This window comes from Photobacterium galatheae, assembly GCF_000695255.1.
Lineage (GTDB): Bacteria > Pseudomonadota > Gammaproteobacteria > Enterobacterales > Vibrionaceae > Photobacterium > Photobacterium galatheae.
This window is the reverse complement of the sequence record NZ_JMIB01000028.1, coordinates 47,108-63,869: the sequence shown is the minus strand read 5'-3', so window position 1 is coordinate 63,869 and position 16,762 is coordinate 47,108. Positions and strand designations below refer to the sequence as shown.

The following is a 16,762-nucleotide window of genomic DNA, read 5'->3' as shown; positions in this document are numbered from 1 at the left end:
ATCGACAAGCTTCAATTGCAGCCTGAACTGAAACCGCAGAACTGGGACAGGCACTTTCAAGCCCACTGACACAAAATGAGGACAGGCACACTCAAACCCAACGTGCAAAAGTGCCTGTCCCAGAAAGCCCCGAAGAAAACCAACAGAACCAGGACAGACACTGACAACCCTTGGTTAAAGTGCCTGTCCCGATATCCCCTCTCGATAAACCAATAAAAAAGCCAGTGGAACGCCACTGGCCTGTCAATTCAGATAAAAGCTATTCTGATGATTTCATTAGTTGCCTCACCCAGTATTTTTCACGTAAACCGGGCGGATAATCTTCATTGAGAATCAATTCATCGTCGATGCCTTCTTCCCCTTGTTGCAGCAACATTTTTCGCTTCATGATCAGCAACTGGTCCAGTTTTCTGATCGTCGCGATTTTACGCTCAATCACATTGTTCAACACTTTTTCAATCTCATTGAGTGCCTGGAATGCATTTGATGAACTGGACGACTTAGGAGGTTCACGATGATCTTGCGCATGATAATTATCATATTCTTCCCGGGCTGAGTATTCATACCTGGGCGCTTTGTCTTCTGCCAAACCACGGGATGCCTCCCGCGGTGTTTCTTCAGGCAATTCATGACTCATTTCGGCAATCACTTTTTCAACATTCACGGTATTGATTGCGCTGAGCCCTTCCATACACGCAAACAGAAAAATGCGATCAGCCAGAATATTAATTTTTCTCGGAACGCCATGAGTATATCGGGTAATGGCTTCAAATACGCCGTCACTCAGAGCAGGTGTCCCCCGCCAGCCAACACAGCTAAGCCGATGTAAAATATACTCTTTCACCTGATCTGCCGTAAAAGGCTGTAAATTACAGGATGCAATAATTCGCTGTCTCAACTGTTCCATTTCAGGCAGACGAATAATACTTTTCAGCTCTTCCTGCCCCAGCAAGAAACTTTGCAGTAAAGGTTTGTCATTAAACTGAAAGTTCGACAACATTCTCAGCTCTTCAATACTCTCCGCAGGTAAGTTTTGAGCCTCATCGACCAGCAGAACAGCCCGACGACCTTGCTGTCGTAGCCCGTACAAGTACTGCTCGAACCGTTTCAGAATATCAGCTTTCGACAAACCTTCTGTGGCGACACCGAATTTTGATGCAACCAGCTTCACCAGTTCATCAGGTGAGAGTCGGGTTGTCGACATCTGCACCGCCACAATTGACTCATCAATGCCAGACAATAGCCGATGGACTAAAATAGTTTTCCCGGTGCCGACCGGTCCGGAAACCACAATAAAACCCTCCCCTAAAGAAAGGCCGTATTGCAGATAAGACAATGCTTTTTCATGATGAGGACTGGCAAAGAAAAAGCGTGGGTCGGGACTTAATTTGAACGGTTTATCCGTAAATCCAAAGTGCGCTTCATACATAGTTAAAACTCCACCCTCACATCAAAAAATAGTCGGGTTTCATCGTAATCTTTCAAAGAATTCGATGAGGAACGGTTGTAATACTTCACCCCAGTTTTCGTGACCAGCTCCGGCCTGAACGCATAGGTCGCATCCAGACTGAACGTATGATAGTCATCACTGTCTTTTCCTTCCGAGACATAAGTGAACTCGTAACGCTCATAGCCATAGCCGATATGTCCAGACAATGCCCGGGATAACCGGTGATTCACATCCAGCTCAACCCCACGAGAGTCATCATCTGTCAGATCAGACAGTGATTCGAGTGTTTCCCGATCAATCTGATACAACGAAAAGCTGTATCGGGTTCGGCGTAATTCCAATTCGGACAACCAGCGAGCTTCTTTTCTCAGGTAGAGTTCATCAATGCGCCCGCCTTCCACAAATCGCTCCCGTTCGTAGCTGTCCGGTGTTTCTTCATAGGTTAATGTGTTTGTCCAGCGCCGGGAGCGGTTCCGTATTTCCACGGTATACGCATCCCCTCTCAGGCGTTTATCATACTGAACATAAAATCTTGTTTTGTCGTTCGGGCTCAGGTTCAGAGACCCGGCCCAGAAATCACTGTTGACGTCGTCTTCCGAGAAGTTATAGCTCACATCAAGATAAGAATAACGGTCCCAGAAATAGCGTGTCCCCACACCCCAGTTAAAGATTTCATTCTCAGGCGAGTCGGTCACGCCATTATAATTCTCGTAATTCAGACGTAAAAAAGGGGCAAATCCACCAATCGTCTGTAATCCTAATATCTCACTGATCCGAGATAATTCTGTCGATGCCCCGTCATCTTTTCCATCCCTGAAGTCATAACTTACACTCAACAGCCAGAAAGCATCTTTCACAGCCCGGCCATTCGCATAAGTTACATTGCCACCCCACCCGGTATAGTTGCCTATCTCATCTTCGTTATCGATGACCCGGGTATACACTCTGGAACGCAAATCCATGGTACTGAGCGGATTCGTCCGATAACTCAGCCCGACCTCAGCTTGATTACTCTCAATCGTATCGCCACTGATCACATCAGCATTCGCATCAGTGGCAATATCGGTGGCAATATTCTCAATCGAAGCGCTGGCATCAACCTGAAACCCACTTCTGCCCAGCCCCTTAAATGCATAAAAATCAAGCGACTGATAAAACTTATCACTGCGATCTGCATTGTCGTAATAGAGATAACTCAGATCATAATCGAGCCCAATGTATCCCCGGCTCCCTTGCACTGTGGCACCAACACCAGCTTCCAGCGCGGTGATCAAACTGCTCTGTTTATCGCTCTTTGTCCTGTTTACATTATCCGTAAAGGTGAGTTCTGTCCCCACATAAGGCGTTAACTCTACATTCGCCGCCTGGCTGGAATGCCCTATCAGTGAGAGGCTTCCCAGCAAATAAATACTAGGATTGATCCTCTGTCGTGCCATAGTCATATCCATGTCTGTATTGACCATATACATTGCGCACGGCTTTGTTCATCACAAAACCGATTGCCATATCCTTATTCAGTTGTGACACTGCGACATCTACGTCATCCAGACGCGTTTTGTCCTGTTGCACGACAAACACTGCCTGTCCCAGCAATTTAGACAAGGTGATAGTTTCCACCACACCCAGCACCGGCGGGCAATCAAAGATCACCATTCGATCCGGATACCGGTGAGCCAGCTCATTCATGACCCGTTCCATTTTGTTACTGGCAAGCAGCTCGTTACTGAGGTGGTGTGGTTTCCCCGCTGGAATGATCCGCAAATTCGGGATCGACGTCGGATAGATAATTTCCGACAGATGGCTCACTTTTCCCTGAAGATAATCAATGAGTCCTACCCGAGACTCGATGCCCAGCATATGACTGACGCCAGGTTTAAGGACATCGGTATCCACCAGCAACACGGTTTTATCTTTTTCCGAGGCCATACTGAGCGCCAGATTCACCGCGGTGAAGGTTTTACCCTCCTGGTAAGCGGCGCTTGTTACCATCACCAAATTCACCCGCTGATGAAACTGCGCCCCGCTGCTGAAAGCATTGTGAAACAGCTTTTGTTTAATCAGCCTGAATTCATTGGTAATTGTTGCATTCGCCAGCTCATTGGTATGAGAGACCATCCCCATCCGTTTCAGACGATTCACATCGATCTCGATCGTCGCTGGCGGATGCCACGCGGATGGAAAGCCATCCGCGATCACCGGCTGAGCGCCAGCGTGAAGCATCGGGTCCACATGCGTCAATCCCGGATCTCCCCCCTGCTCAGGTTGCTGATACTGAGATTGTTCCTGCTTCGCCTGAGCTGTTTTTTGCTTCATCGCTTTTTGAATAATACTCATAACCACCCCATCTCCTGCATAATCCGCGCATGAATAGAGGTATCAAGGTTTAGCGCCAAGAAACCCAAAAAACACACCACTAATGCGGTACTCACCCAGACAAACCGCCAGTTATCCTTTCGCACGGCAGCCATGATGCCAGATTGGCTGGTCGGTGAGACCCCTCCAAGTACTGGCAGACCTGTCATCTGATACAGCTGTCTTGCAGAGGTTGCCGCCGGATAAAGCTGGCTGACAAAAAACGCGAGTCCAATACCTGTCCCTAAGCCAGCAACCAGGACCATGGCCAACAAGAGGGGACGAATCGGACCGGATGGCTTAATTGGCGCGCGGGGCGGGTCAACCACTCTGAAGGTAATGTCATCTGAAGCGGCCCCCACTTTCTGAGAAATCAGCGCAGATTCCCGACGGGACAAGAGCTCCTCATACTTATTCTTCGTGATGTCATAACTTCGGGTCAGCCCCGTCAGTTGCGCTTCCACTTCAGGCATTTGCACTAATTTTTCCTGAAGATAAGTTGCTTTTTCTAACTGTGCCTTTTCACGCACCTGTAAAGACGCAACCTCGTTTTCAAGCTGACTAATCAGGAGTTTTAAGTTCTGGAACAGTTCCGTATTTCTGAACTCACTGTTATCACCGCTGGAAAGCGACAACGATGCTTTTTTCTGCTGTTCTAATTCCTCAATCTGGCGTTTAGTTTCTTTCACATCCGGATGCTTATCGGTGAACCGAAACAACAGGTTATCCAGTCTTGTTTGCAGATATTCCAGCCTGTCATCAAACTCCGTCGGTTGTTCTCCCTGATTTCTGGCTGCTGTGATCATCTCTTCTCGCAGCTTACTTTTAGCAGTCTCCAACTGCGTTTGCCGCTCCTGTAATTGCAGTTGCGTGCTTTCAATATCACGGTTCAGCACATCAAGCTGACGCTGAAATCCCTGCTCCGAACTCGGCAGATACCCGGCATGCTTTCGCTTGAATTCAGCTAACTTACTTTCCGCTTCAGCAAGACGCCGTTCGTAGTCGGAAAGTTGGCGATTGATGAACTCATTCGCTTTATCCGTGTCCTGGCGGTTTTTCCCCAATGTATTCTCAACAAAAACATCCAGTGCAGACTGCACAACATTTTTTACGAACACCGGGTCTGTCCCGCTGTAACTGATCGTGAAAAGGTTTTCCCGACCAGCCGATTTGATCTCAATCGTCTCTTTCAGCTCGGTGAGAATTTCCTCATACTCTTCATTATTTGTCGCTTTCAGATCAGCATCTGTATAGCGGGCAATGGTCTCCAGGTTCTTACGGCTGAGCAGCGTTTTCACCATCAGGTTCAGCTCTTGATTGGAGTCATTCGGAATCGCCAGACCTTTTAACAACGGCTGAAGGATCGAACGGGTATCTGCATAAACCCTGGCTTCCACCGTGTACTGATTGGGCCAGAGCGTTACAATGACCCAGCCCAGCGGACAAAGGATCCAACTGGCGATAATGATCCAACGCCGCCGTACCCACACCCCATGCAAGTACTCAATCAGGTTCTGAAATTGCTCCTGCATAAAACCTCCAATTAGAACCAGGCTTCAGGAATAATGATGATATCTCCGGGCAAAATGTCGACATTACTCGCGATATCACCACTTCTCAGCAGATCGCCCAACTGCAAGGCATAGGCTTTTTGCTGGCCACCGATAACGCGAATCAAACGGGCATCATTCCCATCAGCAAAATCTGTCAGTCCGCCAACAGCCACCATCACATCCAGCAGTGTCATGTTTTCCCGGTAGTTGATCGCCATGGGTTGCTGTGCTTCGCCAATCACCCTCACCTGTTCGCTGTAAGGTCCGACAAAGCCATTCACAATGACACTGACAATCGGATCTCGTACATACTCAGCCAAACGAGCTTCTAAGCTGCTGGCCAATTCCGTTGGCGTTCGTCCCGATGCCGGGACATCCTCCACCAGAGACGTCGTCAGCATGCCATCCGGCCGGACTATATAAGCGCCTGAAATCTCGGGATTCCCCCACACAAAAATATTCAGGGTATCGCCGGGACCGATCAGGTACTTGTATTGATTGATATTTTTTGTCAGAGAAGGTTGAGGCGTTGCCGTCGGTAAAGGTGGCAACGAGTTCGACGAACAACCAGCCAGAAGCACCATCAGTGTTGCAACCGTCAAACTGGTCGTCTTCAATAGGTGACCGCTTCTTGTCATAACAGCATCCATCCTGCATTTAAGTCCGTGTCTTACATGCCTTTTTCAAGGCTTGAAGGGTTCAACTAAGTTGCAATGACTGCTGGCAAATGCCTCATTGAACTAATTTAACTATATATGATTTTTTTATTTTGCAGATTTTTTATGCTTGTCGATACTCATTACAGAAGCGGTGATAAATAAATTAATTACACCTGGGATAAGGTGAATATGACACACGCAAAATTTCATGATTTGAATTTAAGTAACGCTGTACTCATTTTTTCAGACATATTCGTGCTTTTCGGCATATTCTGGTGCGTTCAGCTCACGACAAACACCCCCGATCCTTCGGGGGATCTGTATGTCTGGGATGTAATCAATGTCGTTCATCTCATTTATTTTACACTTCCCTTACAACTAACGCTGCTATCAGTCGGACTTTATAATGAAAAAATCAGAGAATCTTATAGTGGCATTGCCGCCAGAATATTAGTCGCCATTAGTTTGGCGTATATGTTGTCGACCAGCCTGTATCTGATTACGCCAATGTCTTTTCCGGAAGGATTCAGCAGAGAGTGGATGTACACGACGGCACTCGTTGCGCTGGTTCTCGTGCGTTATATTGCCATTCGTTCTCGCTATCAAATGCTTGGCAGGCTGAAGGTTCTGGTGTTGGGAGCCGGAGAACGCGCCAGCCTGATAAATCGCTGTATGCGACGACAGTCCGACCGCGTTCGAATTGATATCATTGGCTATATTCCAATGCCCGGTGACAACCAGGAAACATCCAATGTTTCGCCCATCTTCACATCCAATGAGTCTCTGGAAGCCATTGTTCAGCAAAACAACATCAAAGAAATTATCATCGCAGCAGATGAACGCCGGGGAAACCTCCCCATAGACAGTTTGTCCTGGTGCAAAATGCAGGGCATTCAAATTATTGAGATTATTGATTTTATAGAAAGAGAGTCAGGGCAGGTTGCTGTCGACCACATCCATCCCTCCTGGGTGATCTTTAACGCGCTGTCAACACGAAACCGTGTCGGACAGCGCCTGTACTGGCTGTTTAACTGCGCAATCGCTTTATTCATTCTGCTGGCGACCTGGCCTATGTTAATCGCGGTTATCCTCATGATTAAATGGGAAGACGGTTTCAACGCACCTGTGCTTTACTCGCAGGAACGTACTGGCCTGAAGGGCAAGTCTTTCGCCATCTATAAATTCAGAAGTATGCGTACAGACGCGGAAAAAATGGGCGTACAAATGGCCAGCCGCGCAGATCCCCGTATCACACGAGTCGGGCAATTCATCCGAAAATACAGGCTCGACGAACTGCCGCAGCTCATCAACGTCCTGAAAGGGGATATGAATTTTGTTGGACCACGTCCTGAAAGGCCATATTTCACAACCCAGTTCGAACAATCGATTCCTTACTACAACCATCGTTTATTTGTAAAACCCGGTCTTACCGGGTGGGCACAATTAAAATATCCTTATGGTGAAGGGATTGAAGATGCCATTGAAAAACTGAAGTTTGATCTTTATTACATTAAACACAGAAGCCTGATATTAGATATATTAATTCTCATCAGAACCTCTGAAATCGTTCTATTTGGAAAGGGGCGTTAATATGAAAATTTCAAACGCCATAAACTTTCCTACGAAATTAAATGCGATGACGGTTGATGTCGAAGATTATTTTCACGTTTCCGCATTTTCATCGGTTATTCGTCGTGAAGACTGGGGGAAAAGTTACCCCTTGCGTGTCGATTACAGCACAAGGCAAGTATTAGACATTTTTGCGCAACATAATGTCAAAGCGACTTTCTTTGTCTTAGGTTGGGTCGCCAATGCCTGCCCTTCTCTGATCAGAACCATCGCTGCACAAGGTCATGAACTTGCCTGCCATGGCTATGCCCACGTCAAAGCCAACCAGCAAACACGAAATGCATTCTTTCAGGATGTCAGCCGGGGTAAGCATCTGATTGAAGACATTTCCGGCAAATATGTCCATGGTTATCGTGCACCCAGTTTCTCGATTGGCCCAAGTAACCTTTGGGCCTTTGATATTCTTCAGGCGCTGGGTTTTACCTTCAGCAGCAGCACTTACCCGGTCAGGCATGATCATTATGGCTGCCCAGACTGGCCACGGTTTATCCACCTGCGCAAAGAAGGGCTGGTGGAAATACCGATCCCCACCTTCCAAGCCCTGGGGACCAATATTCCCATCGGTGGTGGCGGCTATTTTCGTCTGTATCCTTATGCATTCAGCAAACGCCTCATCCGGCGCTTTACTGAACGATACGACCAGCCTTTTTGTTTTTATTTTCATCCCTGGGAAATCGACACCGGGCAACCCCGGATTTCACAGGCGCCTTTTAAATCCCGTTTCCGACATTATCTGAACCTTGAACACATGGCAGCACGGCTCCACAGTCTACTGGAAGACTTCCAATGGAGCACGATGAGCCAGGCCTATCAATTGAATGAGTATGACTATGAAACAGGACCTGACGATTCGCAAACTGACCCGGAAAGATTACACACTCTGGGATCAGTACGTTAATACACATCAACAAGGCAGTTTTTTCCATCTGTCAGGCTGGCTGGATGTGATCAATGATGTTTTTGGTCATCAACCCCATTACCTGCTGGCTGAACGACAGAGCCAAGTGGTGGGTGTATTGCCATTGTTCGAACAAAAAAGTGTGCTGTTTGGGCACGCATTAATCTCGACTCCTTTCTGCGTTTATGGCGGTGTGATTGCAGACCATGATGCGATCAGACATCAGCTGGAAGCGGCGGCTTTGGAGTTAGGTTGTCAGCTTCAGGTGGATTACATCGAACTGCGCGACAGCCTGGAACAATCCTGCGATGCCCCCTGGATCAGACATTGCCATCATGTCACTTTCAAAAACAGACTGGCAGAAACAGCCGATGACATTCTTTCCGGTATCAAACGAAAGCAACGTGCGGTCATTCGTCATGCTCAGAAAAACAATCTGAGCTGGGAAGCGGAAGACAACCCTGATCTTTGTTTTGAGCTGTATGCCGAAAGTGTGAGGAATCTGGGCACCCCGGTCTTTCACCCCCATCTGTTTCAGAAGCTGAAACAGACCTTCGGCAAAAGCTGTGAAACACTGGTCGTCCGGGATGTCAGTGGCGAACCGGTTTCCGGTGTCCTGAGTTTTTATTATAAAAATCAGGTGCTGCCTTATTACGGCGGCGGAACACCAGCAGCCCGTGACCTGAAAAGCAACGACTTTATGTACTACCAGCTCATGCTGCTGGCAAAACAACGCGGGGCTGATTTATTCGACTTTGGCCGCAGTAAAATCGACTCCGGCGCCTATCACTACAAAAAACACTGGGGGATGGAAGAGCAGCCATTGCATTACCGCATTGCACTTGTGAACGCCAAAAGACCACCAAGCCTTTCGCCCAACAACCCCAAGTATCGCTATTTCATTCGAGCCTGGCAGCAACTGCCTTTGGGGCTGAGCAAACACATCGGGCCAATGCTTTCTAAATATCTGGGCTGATCGGAGCGATCCCATGAAACCTGTCATCCTCTACTTATGTCATCGAATCCCGTATCCACCGAACAAAGGGGACAAAATTGCCAGTTATCATCTGCTGAAATACCTGAATCAACACTACGATGTCTGCTTGGGGTGTTTCATTGATGATCCCTACGACTTGCAATATCAGACAAAAGTCAAAGCTCTCTGCCATGAAGCATTTTTTGTTCGTTTGCATCCCCAGATTGCCAGAATCAAAGCATTGACCGCACTGCTCGGCCGGCATCCCATGACGCTTCCCTATTATCACCATCCGGCCATGATGAGCTGGGTGAAAAACTGCCTAAAACACAAAAAGATTGAGAAAGCCCTGGTATTTTCCAGCAGCATGGCGCAATACCTGATGGATGCACCCGATACCTTGCATAAGGTCATGCACTTTGTCGATCTCGATTCCGACAAGTGGCGCCAGTATGCCGAGAGAAAAAGCGGACTGGCAAGCTACCTATTCCGACGAGAATACCGAACACTGGCTGACTTTGAACAACAGGTCTGCAACCGATTCGATTTCAGTTGTTTTGTCACCGAAACAGAAAAAAACGCGTTCACCGCACTGGCACCGCCAGCCTGTCATCGAAAAATCAAAACACTTGAGAATGGCATTGACAGTCAGTATTTCTCTCCGGACGCTGAATTTTCTCACCATACCGCGCACCCGCTCACACAAGACAACTACATTGTTTTTACGGGTGCAATGGATTACTGGGCCAATGTGGATGCCGTCACCTGGTTTGCCCGCCAGGTATGGCCAACGGTGCTTCAGCATCACCCGGACAGTAAATTCTACATCGTCGGTTCATCGCCGACCGCACAGGTCAAAGCGCTGACCCGATTACCAGGTGTCATTGTTACAGGACGTGTCGAAGATGTGCGCCCTTATCTCTATTACGCCAAAGCTGCCGTCGCTCCCATGCAGATCGCCCGAGGCATTCAAAATAAAATTTTAGAAGCCATGGCCATGGAAAAACCGGTTCTCACCACATCTTTAGGCATTGAGGGGCTGGAAAATTACCCACGACATCAATCGGGACATCAATCGGGACAGACACCTGTTCAAGAACCTGTTCAGAATACGGTTCGGCACAGCGAGCACACCATGCTCTGGAACACGCCCCAAAACGGGACAGGCACCCCTAGAATCCCAGAACTGATCCCAGAACTGATTTCAGGACAGGCACTGATATCTGCCACCATTCCCGGCATCGATCTAAAAGGGACAGACACTTTTGATGGCGAGGGAGATATACGAGGACAAGATATACGAGGACAGGCACTTTATGTTGCTGATGAAGCCCGAGTAATGGCTGACTGGGTCTGTCGACGATTAGATCAACCCGTCCAACCTGCGAAGGCATCCAGATATTGGATCGAGAAACACTTTAGCTGGGAAGCCAGGCTCGCCCCTCTGCTTACCTATCTGGAGGCACACCATGGTTGACCGCATTTGGTTTCGGCTGACATTCCCACTCATCGCATGGCTTTGGCTGTACTGGCCATCGCTTAGCCATATGGTGACTGTCTGGATGAATTCGAAAACGTATGAACATTGTTTTCTGATTTTACCGATCAGCCTTTGGTTGGTATGGCGGGAAAAAGCAACCATCCTCAAAACCCCATTGACCGTCAGTTGGATCGCTGCTGGTTTGTTAATCATTCCCAGCTTGATATGGCTGATCGGACGGGCCGCAGGTTTCGGACTTTTCGAGCACCTGGCAGCAATCTTGAGTTTACAACTACTGCTTTGGGCAGTATTGGGGACTGCCATCGCCCGCCAGCTCTGGTTTCCTTTACTTTACCTGCTTTTTGCCGTCCCGTTTGGTGACAGTCTGATTCCACGTCTTCAGATGATCACCGCAGATCTTTCCGTCTGGCTGCTGAATCTCAGCGATATTCCTGTTTATCGTGAAGGTTTGTATCTCACCATTCCAAATGGCCGCTTCTTTGTGGCCGAAGCCTGTTCCGGAATTCGCTTCCTGATGTCCAGCGTCGCGCTTGGCACTTTGTTTGCGTATCTGCAGTTTACGAAAACCTACAAGCGAATCTTTTTTGTCGCGTTTTCTTTCGTTTTCCCAATTATCGCCAATGGTATTCGCGCTTACGGCATTGTCCTGATTGGCTATTGGAGTGACATGAAATACGCAGCAGGTGCCGATCATCTGATCTATGGCTGGGTTTTCTTCAGCCTCATCATTCTGGTGATTTTCTTCACTGCCAGCTTGTTTTCTGATGCGGAACGTCCACCCTCCTCTCCTTCAGCGTCTGAAACGCCTACACCACCTCGCCAACAATGGGGGGTTTTCGGAAGCATCGCCCTGCTCTTGAGCATTACTGCGTTCTGGAATCTGCAACTGTCACAGCATCTGTCACCCACGACGCAGACAAACACCACTTTTCAAGCCAGTCAAACTGAAACGCTGTCTGCATGGGGGATTACTTTTCCTTATGCTCAAACACACCAACGCCAGACGACGGCAGATGGTAAAGCTGAGATTTTTACGGCCCGTTACAACATCTGGCAGCAAGATGGCGAGCTAATCAGCAGCCTCAATCAGCTTTTCAATAAAGAAACCTGGTCACTGAAAACAATCCAGCCAGTCAACTTAGCCTCGGGGGTCAGGGCCAGAACAATGACCGTAGCAAATGCCAGTGGCGGCACCATGCATGTTCTATATTGGTATTGCGTCAATGACTTTTGCAGCAGTCATCCGTTAGCCATCAAATTAGTCAAAGCATCTTATCGCTTAGCCGGACAACAAGGATTTTCAGATGTCTTCGCCATTGCCAGTTCAGAACTGAATGATACTGAAATCCTGAGAATTGCTGAGCAGAACAACGGAATTCTTGCGGCAAAAAACCAATAAAAACAAATTTATCAAAGAAAATTCATCAAAAAATGGCGCTTTTAGGGGGGAGATTATGTGTGGTATCGCAGGCATTATGAATCTGCAGCACGCAGATCAAATTGATTCAAGATTGCTACAACACATAAATCGGCTTCAGCGCCATCGTGGTCCGGATGATGAGGGATATTACTTCGATGAATGGGTGGGACTGGCACACCGCCGTCTGTCTATTATTGATCTCTCTGGCGGACACCAGCCCCTTTTTAATGAAGATCACACCATTGCAGTTGTCTTCAATGGTGAAATTTACAATTTCAACGCACTTGCCAGCGAACTGAAACAGCTTGGTCACCAGTTCCGTACTTTGAGCGATACTGAAGTGATTGTGCATGCCTGGGAACAATGGGGGACAGACTGCCTGAGCCGTTTTCGCGGAATGTTTGCTTTTGCTCTATGGGATAAAAACACCCACACCCTATTTCTGGCCCGGGATCGGTTAGGAAAGAAGCCGTTGTTCTATACCGTCACCCCAAAAGGACAGTTACTCTTCGCTTCAGAGATGAAAGTCCTGCTCGCACATCCGGATACTGACTGTACCCTTCGCACTGAAATGGCTGAAGAATACTTCATGTTTGGCTACATTCCCGACCCTTTCACCGCTTATCGCAACATTTTCAAGCTTCCGGCAGGACATGCACTCACCCTTCAACCTGGCAGTCAAATATCACCATTCCAATATTGGGATTTGGCCGCACCTGCATCAGAACTGACCTGGCATCAGACACAGGAATCACTCATTGAACAACTGAGAGAAGCGGTCAGAATTCGCATGGTCTCCGACGTTCCTCTCGGTGCTTTCCTGTCGGGCGGCGTTGATTCCAGCGCCGTGGTCGCACTGATGTCCGAGCTACAGTCCAATCCAATCAACACTTGTGCCATCGGATTTAATGAAGCCAGATTTGATGAAACGCGATATGCCCGCCAGATCGCCGACCGATACCGGACAACGCATCAGGCGCAGCAAATCAGTGCGCAAGATGTCAGCCTGATCGAAGTTCTCGGCCGACTTTATGATGAACCTTTTGCCGACGATTCGGCACTTCCAACATTCTTAGTCTGTCAATTGGCAAGAAAACGGGTCACTGTCGCCCTGTCTGGCGATGGGGGAGATGAAGTGTTTGCCGGCTATCGTCGCTATCGATTTCATCTGGCCGAACAAAAAGTTCGGGGAATGCTTCCTTCCTCTATTCGTCAACCTGTTTTTGGGTTTCTCGGACAGGTGTATCCCAAAGCAGACTGGGCTCCGCAACGTTTCCGAGCGAAAACGACCTTTCAGTCTCTGGCCCTTGACGCTGTTGATGCTTACGCGAATACCCTCTCGAAAATTCGTTATCAGGACAGACAGTCTTTGTTCAGTTCGGGCTACCGACACAAACTGAGCGGTTATACAGGACACGAAATACTACGTCAGCATGCCCTCAACGCTCCAACGGACGATCCGCTGAAACAAGTCCAATATCTGGATTTCAAAACCTGGTTACCGGGTGATATTTTGACCAAAGTCGACCGAGCCAGCATGGCAAACTCGTTAGAAGTGCGTGCCCCCTTACTGGATCACCAACTGCTTGAGTGGGCATTCCGAATCCCAAGCAAGGACAATATCCGAAAACAGGAAGGTAAATACAGTTTCAAAAAAGCACTGGAATCCTATCTTCCTGAAGACATCCTCTATCGCCCCAAAATGGGCTTCAGCATGCCGTTGGCCCACTGGTTCCGCCACCAGCTTCAACCCATGCTTCACGAGCAAGTCCTCTCGCCAGTCATGCTGGACAGCGGCTTTTTTGTCCCTGAGCAACTCAAAAAAATGATCACTGAACATACCAGCAGCCAGCGCGATCATGGGGTAGCACTTTGGAGCCTTTTAATGTTCGCCCAGTTTTTGGGGAGACAGGCGCCATGAAAATCCTGACTATCTCGACCCTGTACCCAAACGCCGTAAATCCCAGGCATGGAATCTTCGTTGAAACCCGGCTCCGGCAACTGAAAAAGCACTATCCTGACATCAGGCTCACCGTGATCGCGCCTGTCCCCTGGTTTCCGCTCTCTCACCCTATCTTTGGCCGTTACAGTGAATTTGCGTCTGTCCCCTTAACCGAAAACCGATTCGGAATACAGGTGTATCACCCAAGATATCTGGTCATTCCCAAAATTGGGATGTATCTGACACCCACCACGCTGGCATATACGCTCAAAAAGCAGATCCGAAAAATGATGCAACAAGGCTTCGACTTCGACCTCATTGATGGCCATTACTATTACCCGGATGGTGTCGCCATCACCGAAGCAGCAAAAACCTTCAACAAACCTTTCACGGTGACTGCAAGAGGGACAGACATCAATCTGCTCCCAACATACCCCAGCGCACGTAAACGCATTCAACAAGTCATGACAGCCAGTCACCATAATCTGGCCGTCTGTGATGCACTCCGAACCGCGATGATTGACTTAGGTGCAGAGCCAAACAGAGTCAGCACCCTCCGCAATGGTGTTGATCTCGATCTATTCAGCTTTAATGATGAAGAGCAGCAGCAATTACTCAGAAAGGCACTTGGCCTGCCACTCAATATCCCGATTGTGCTTTCCGTCGGTTTACTCATCGAACGCAAGGGGCATCACCTGGTCATTGAAGCGCTTCGTCAGCTTCCGACAGCTTTACTGCTGATTGCCGGCAGCGGACCACAAAAGAAAACACTGTCTGTCCTCGCAAGAAAGTACGGGGTCACAGACAGAGTCCGTTTTCTGGGGCGACTCAGTCAGGAAGAGCTTTCTGCATATTATGGTGCAGCGAGTGTACTGACACTCGCGTCGGATCGCGAAGGCTGGGCAAACGTCTTACTCGAATCCATGGCCTGTGGTACGCCTGTGGTCGCAACCAATATCTGGGGGACACCTGAAGTCGTGCGACAGCCCCGCGCCGGTAAGCTTGTAGAACGTGATGCGTTAGCAATCGCAAAAGGTATTCAGCAATTACTCGACAACCCTTTTCCTCGTGCAGCGACCCGGCAATACGCTGAACAATTCGACTGGTCAGCGACATCTGAAGGTCAGTATCAGTTGTTTAATCAACTTATCAGGAAGACCTCATGAAAATTCTTTATCATCATCGAATCGCATCAAAAGACGGCCAGTTTGTGCATATTGACGCCATTATCGATGCATTCACACAACAGGGGCATGAAGTGATTCTCATTGCTCCGGCAGTTTCAGAGCACGCTGATTTCGGTGCAGATGGTGGTTGGGTAAGTCAATTACGCCGTCGATTTCCACGTTTTCTTTGTGAGTTACTGGAATTAGGCTACAGTGCTTACGATTTTTTCAGACTTTGCCGTGCCATCCAGCAACACCGGCCCGATGCAATATACGAACGTTATAACCTGTTCTTTCCATCTGGCATCCTTGCCAAGCAAGTTTTCAACCTGCCACTGATTCTGGAAATAAACGCACCTTTGTTCAAAGAGCGCTGCCAGTATGGCGGTATTACCTTCACCTGGCTCGCACGCTGGTCTGAAATTGTTGCCTGGCGAAATGCTGACCACACTCTCCCTGTAAGCCATGTCCTCGCCAGCGATGTACGCGACGCGGGTGTTCCTGAAGATCGAATCACCGTTATTCCCAATGGCGTAAATACAGCGCTCTTCCACCCCAACACATGCAGCAAGCATCCAGACCTTGCCGGCCACTTAGTGATTGGATTTGTCGGCTTCTGTCGCGAATGGCATCAATTAGACCACGTTCTTACGTTAATCACTCAAGCCAACCATGATCGAGATAGCGATGCGCAACCGATCAAGCTTCTCATCGTGGGCGATGGCCCGGTTTTGAATGATCTCCGTCAGCAAGCGCAGGCGCTTCATGCTGAAGAACAAATCCACATCGTGGGTTTGGCGTCTCGGGACACCATGCCCGACTGGCTGACACAAATCGATATTGCAATTCAGCCTGCGGTGACGCCCTGGTGCTCACCGTTAAAACTGATCGAATATCTGGCTTGTGGGAAAGCCATTGTCGCGCCGGATAGCGAAAACATCAGAGAACTTCTGACCGACGGCGATAATGCCCTGCTGTTTCAGGAAGGAAATTTAAATGAGATGCTCATGTGCATCGAACGCCTGATATCAGATCCACAACTTCGCCAGCACCTGAGTCACCAAGCGGCACAAACGATTCACCGCCGCAGCTTAACCTGGCATCACAACGCCAAAAGTATTGTCTCACGCTTTCAACAGTTAATTGAACGCTATTGAATTCCGGTGCGCCGCAAGCTGGCGCAAACTGGGACAGACACTTTTTCCATCTGAACCAC

Annotated in this window: 13 protein-coding genes; 8 read left to right on the top strand and 5 right to left on the bottom strand. The window is 48.5% G+C overall.

Annotated features, from left to right (window positions below; all coding sequences use genetic code 11):
• Window positions 1-259: 259 nt before the first annotated feature.
• Genes EA58_RS14605 through EA58_RS14585 form a run of 5 tightly spaced genes read right to left on the bottom strand, consistent with a single transcriptional unit; the run spans window position 260 to window position 5,993 of the window.
• Window positions 260-1,429, bottom strand: a complete 1,170-nt coding sequence (locus EA58_RS14605; protein WP_081819690.1) for an XrtA/PEP-CTERM system-associated ATPase — start codon at window positions 1,427-1,429, stop codon at window positions 260-262.
• 2 nt (window positions 1,430-1,431) lie between these two features.
• On the bottom strand, window positions 1,432-2,886 hold the full coding sequence (locus EA58_RS14600; RefSeq protein WP_161781062.1) for a TIGR03016 family PEP-CTERM system-associated outer membrane protein: 1,455 nt from the start codon (window positions 2,884-2,886) through the stop codon (window positions 1,432-1,434).
• On the bottom strand, window positions 2,861-3,784 hold the full coding sequence (locus tag EA58_RS14595; protein ID WP_036754320.1) for an XrtA-associated tyrosine autokinase: 924 nt from the start codon (window positions 3,782-3,784) through the stop codon (window positions 2,861-2,863). Before EA58_RS14595 ends, EA58_RS14600 begins: the two co-directional genes overlap by 26 nt.
• Entirely contained in the window at window positions 3,781-5,334 is a 1,554-nt protein-coding gene (locus EA58_RS14590) for an XrtA system polysaccharide chain length determinant (protein WP_036754318.1), read from the bottom strand. Before EA58_RS14590 ends, EA58_RS14595 begins: the two co-directional genes overlap by 4 nt.
• A gap of 11 nt (window positions 5,335-5,345) precedes the next feature.
• Window positions 5,346-5,993 carry an XrtA/PEP-CTERM system exopolysaccharide export protein gene (locus EA58_RS14585; protein WP_051642124.1) on the bottom strand — a complete coding sequence of 216 codons (648 nt, stop codon included), beginning with the start codon at window positions 5,991-5,993 and terminating at the stop codon, window positions 5,346-5,348.
• A gap of 210 nt (window positions 5,994-6,203) precedes the next feature.
• On the opposite strand from EA58_RS14585, the gene EA58_RS14580 reads away from it, so the two are divergent.
• The 8 genes from EA58_RS14580 to EA58_RS14545 all read left to right on the top strand — a co-directional run bounded on the left by EA58_RS14580 (window position 6,204) and on the right by EA58_RS14545 (window position 16,703).
• Entirely contained in the window at window positions 6,204-7,604 is a 1,401-nt protein-coding gene (locus EA58_RS14580) for a TIGR03013 family XrtA/PEP-CTERM system glycosyltransferase (protein WP_036754316.1), read from the top strand.
• Between the two features lies 1 nt (window position 7,605).
• Window positions 7,606-8,541 (top strand): XrtA system polysaccharide deacetylase, encoded by a 936-nt coding sequence (locus EA58_RS14575; RefSeq protein WP_200872186.1) that lies wholly within the window; start codon window positions 7,606-7,608, stop codon window positions 8,539-8,541.
• A complete protein-coding gene (locus tag EA58_RS14570) occupies window positions 8,474-9,517 on the top strand; it encodes a FemAB family XrtA/PEP-CTERM system-associated protein (protein WP_036754313.1) in 1,044 nt (347 codons plus the stop codon). The genes EA58_RS14575 and EA58_RS14570 overlap by 68 nt, the downstream gene beginning before the upstream one ends.
• A 13-nt stretch (window positions 9,518-9,530) precedes the next feature.
• Window positions 9,531-10,994 (top strand): TIGR03087 family PEP-CTERM/XrtA system glycosyltransferase, encoded by a 1,464-nt coding sequence (locus EA58_RS14565; protein ID WP_051642123.1) that lies wholly within the window; start codon window positions 9,531-9,533, stop codon window positions 10,992-10,994.
• Window positions 10,987-12,417 (top strand): exosortase A, encoded by a 1,431-nt coding sequence (gene xrtA, locus EA58_RS21070; protein ID WP_051642122.1) that lies wholly within the window; start codon window positions 10,987-10,989, stop codon window positions 12,415-12,417. Before EA58_RS14565 ends, xrtA begins: the two co-directional genes overlap by 8 nt.
• A gap of 112 nt (window positions 12,418-12,529) precedes the next feature.
• Entirely contained in the window at window positions 12,530-14,359 is a 1,830-nt protein-coding gene (locus EA58_RS14555) for an XrtA/PEP-CTERM system amidotransferase (protein WP_235199619.1), read from the top strand.
• Window positions 14,356-15,546: a glycosyltransferase family 4 protein gene (locus tag EA58_RS14550; RefSeq protein WP_036754310.1), complete on the top strand. Its 1,191-nt coding sequence runs from the start codon at window positions 14,356-14,358 to the stop codon at window positions 15,544-15,546. The genes EA58_RS14555 and EA58_RS14550 overlap by 4 nt, the downstream gene beginning before the upstream one ends.
• Window positions 15,543-16,703 (top strand): glycosyltransferase family 4 protein, encoded by a 1,161-nt coding sequence (locus EA58_RS14545; RefSeq protein ID WP_036754308.1) that lies wholly within the window; start codon window positions 15,543-15,545, stop codon window positions 16,701-16,703. The genes EA58_RS14550 and EA58_RS14545 overlap by 4 nt, the downstream gene beginning before the upstream one ends.
• The last annotated feature ends 59 nt before the right edge of the window (window positions 16,704-16,762 follow it).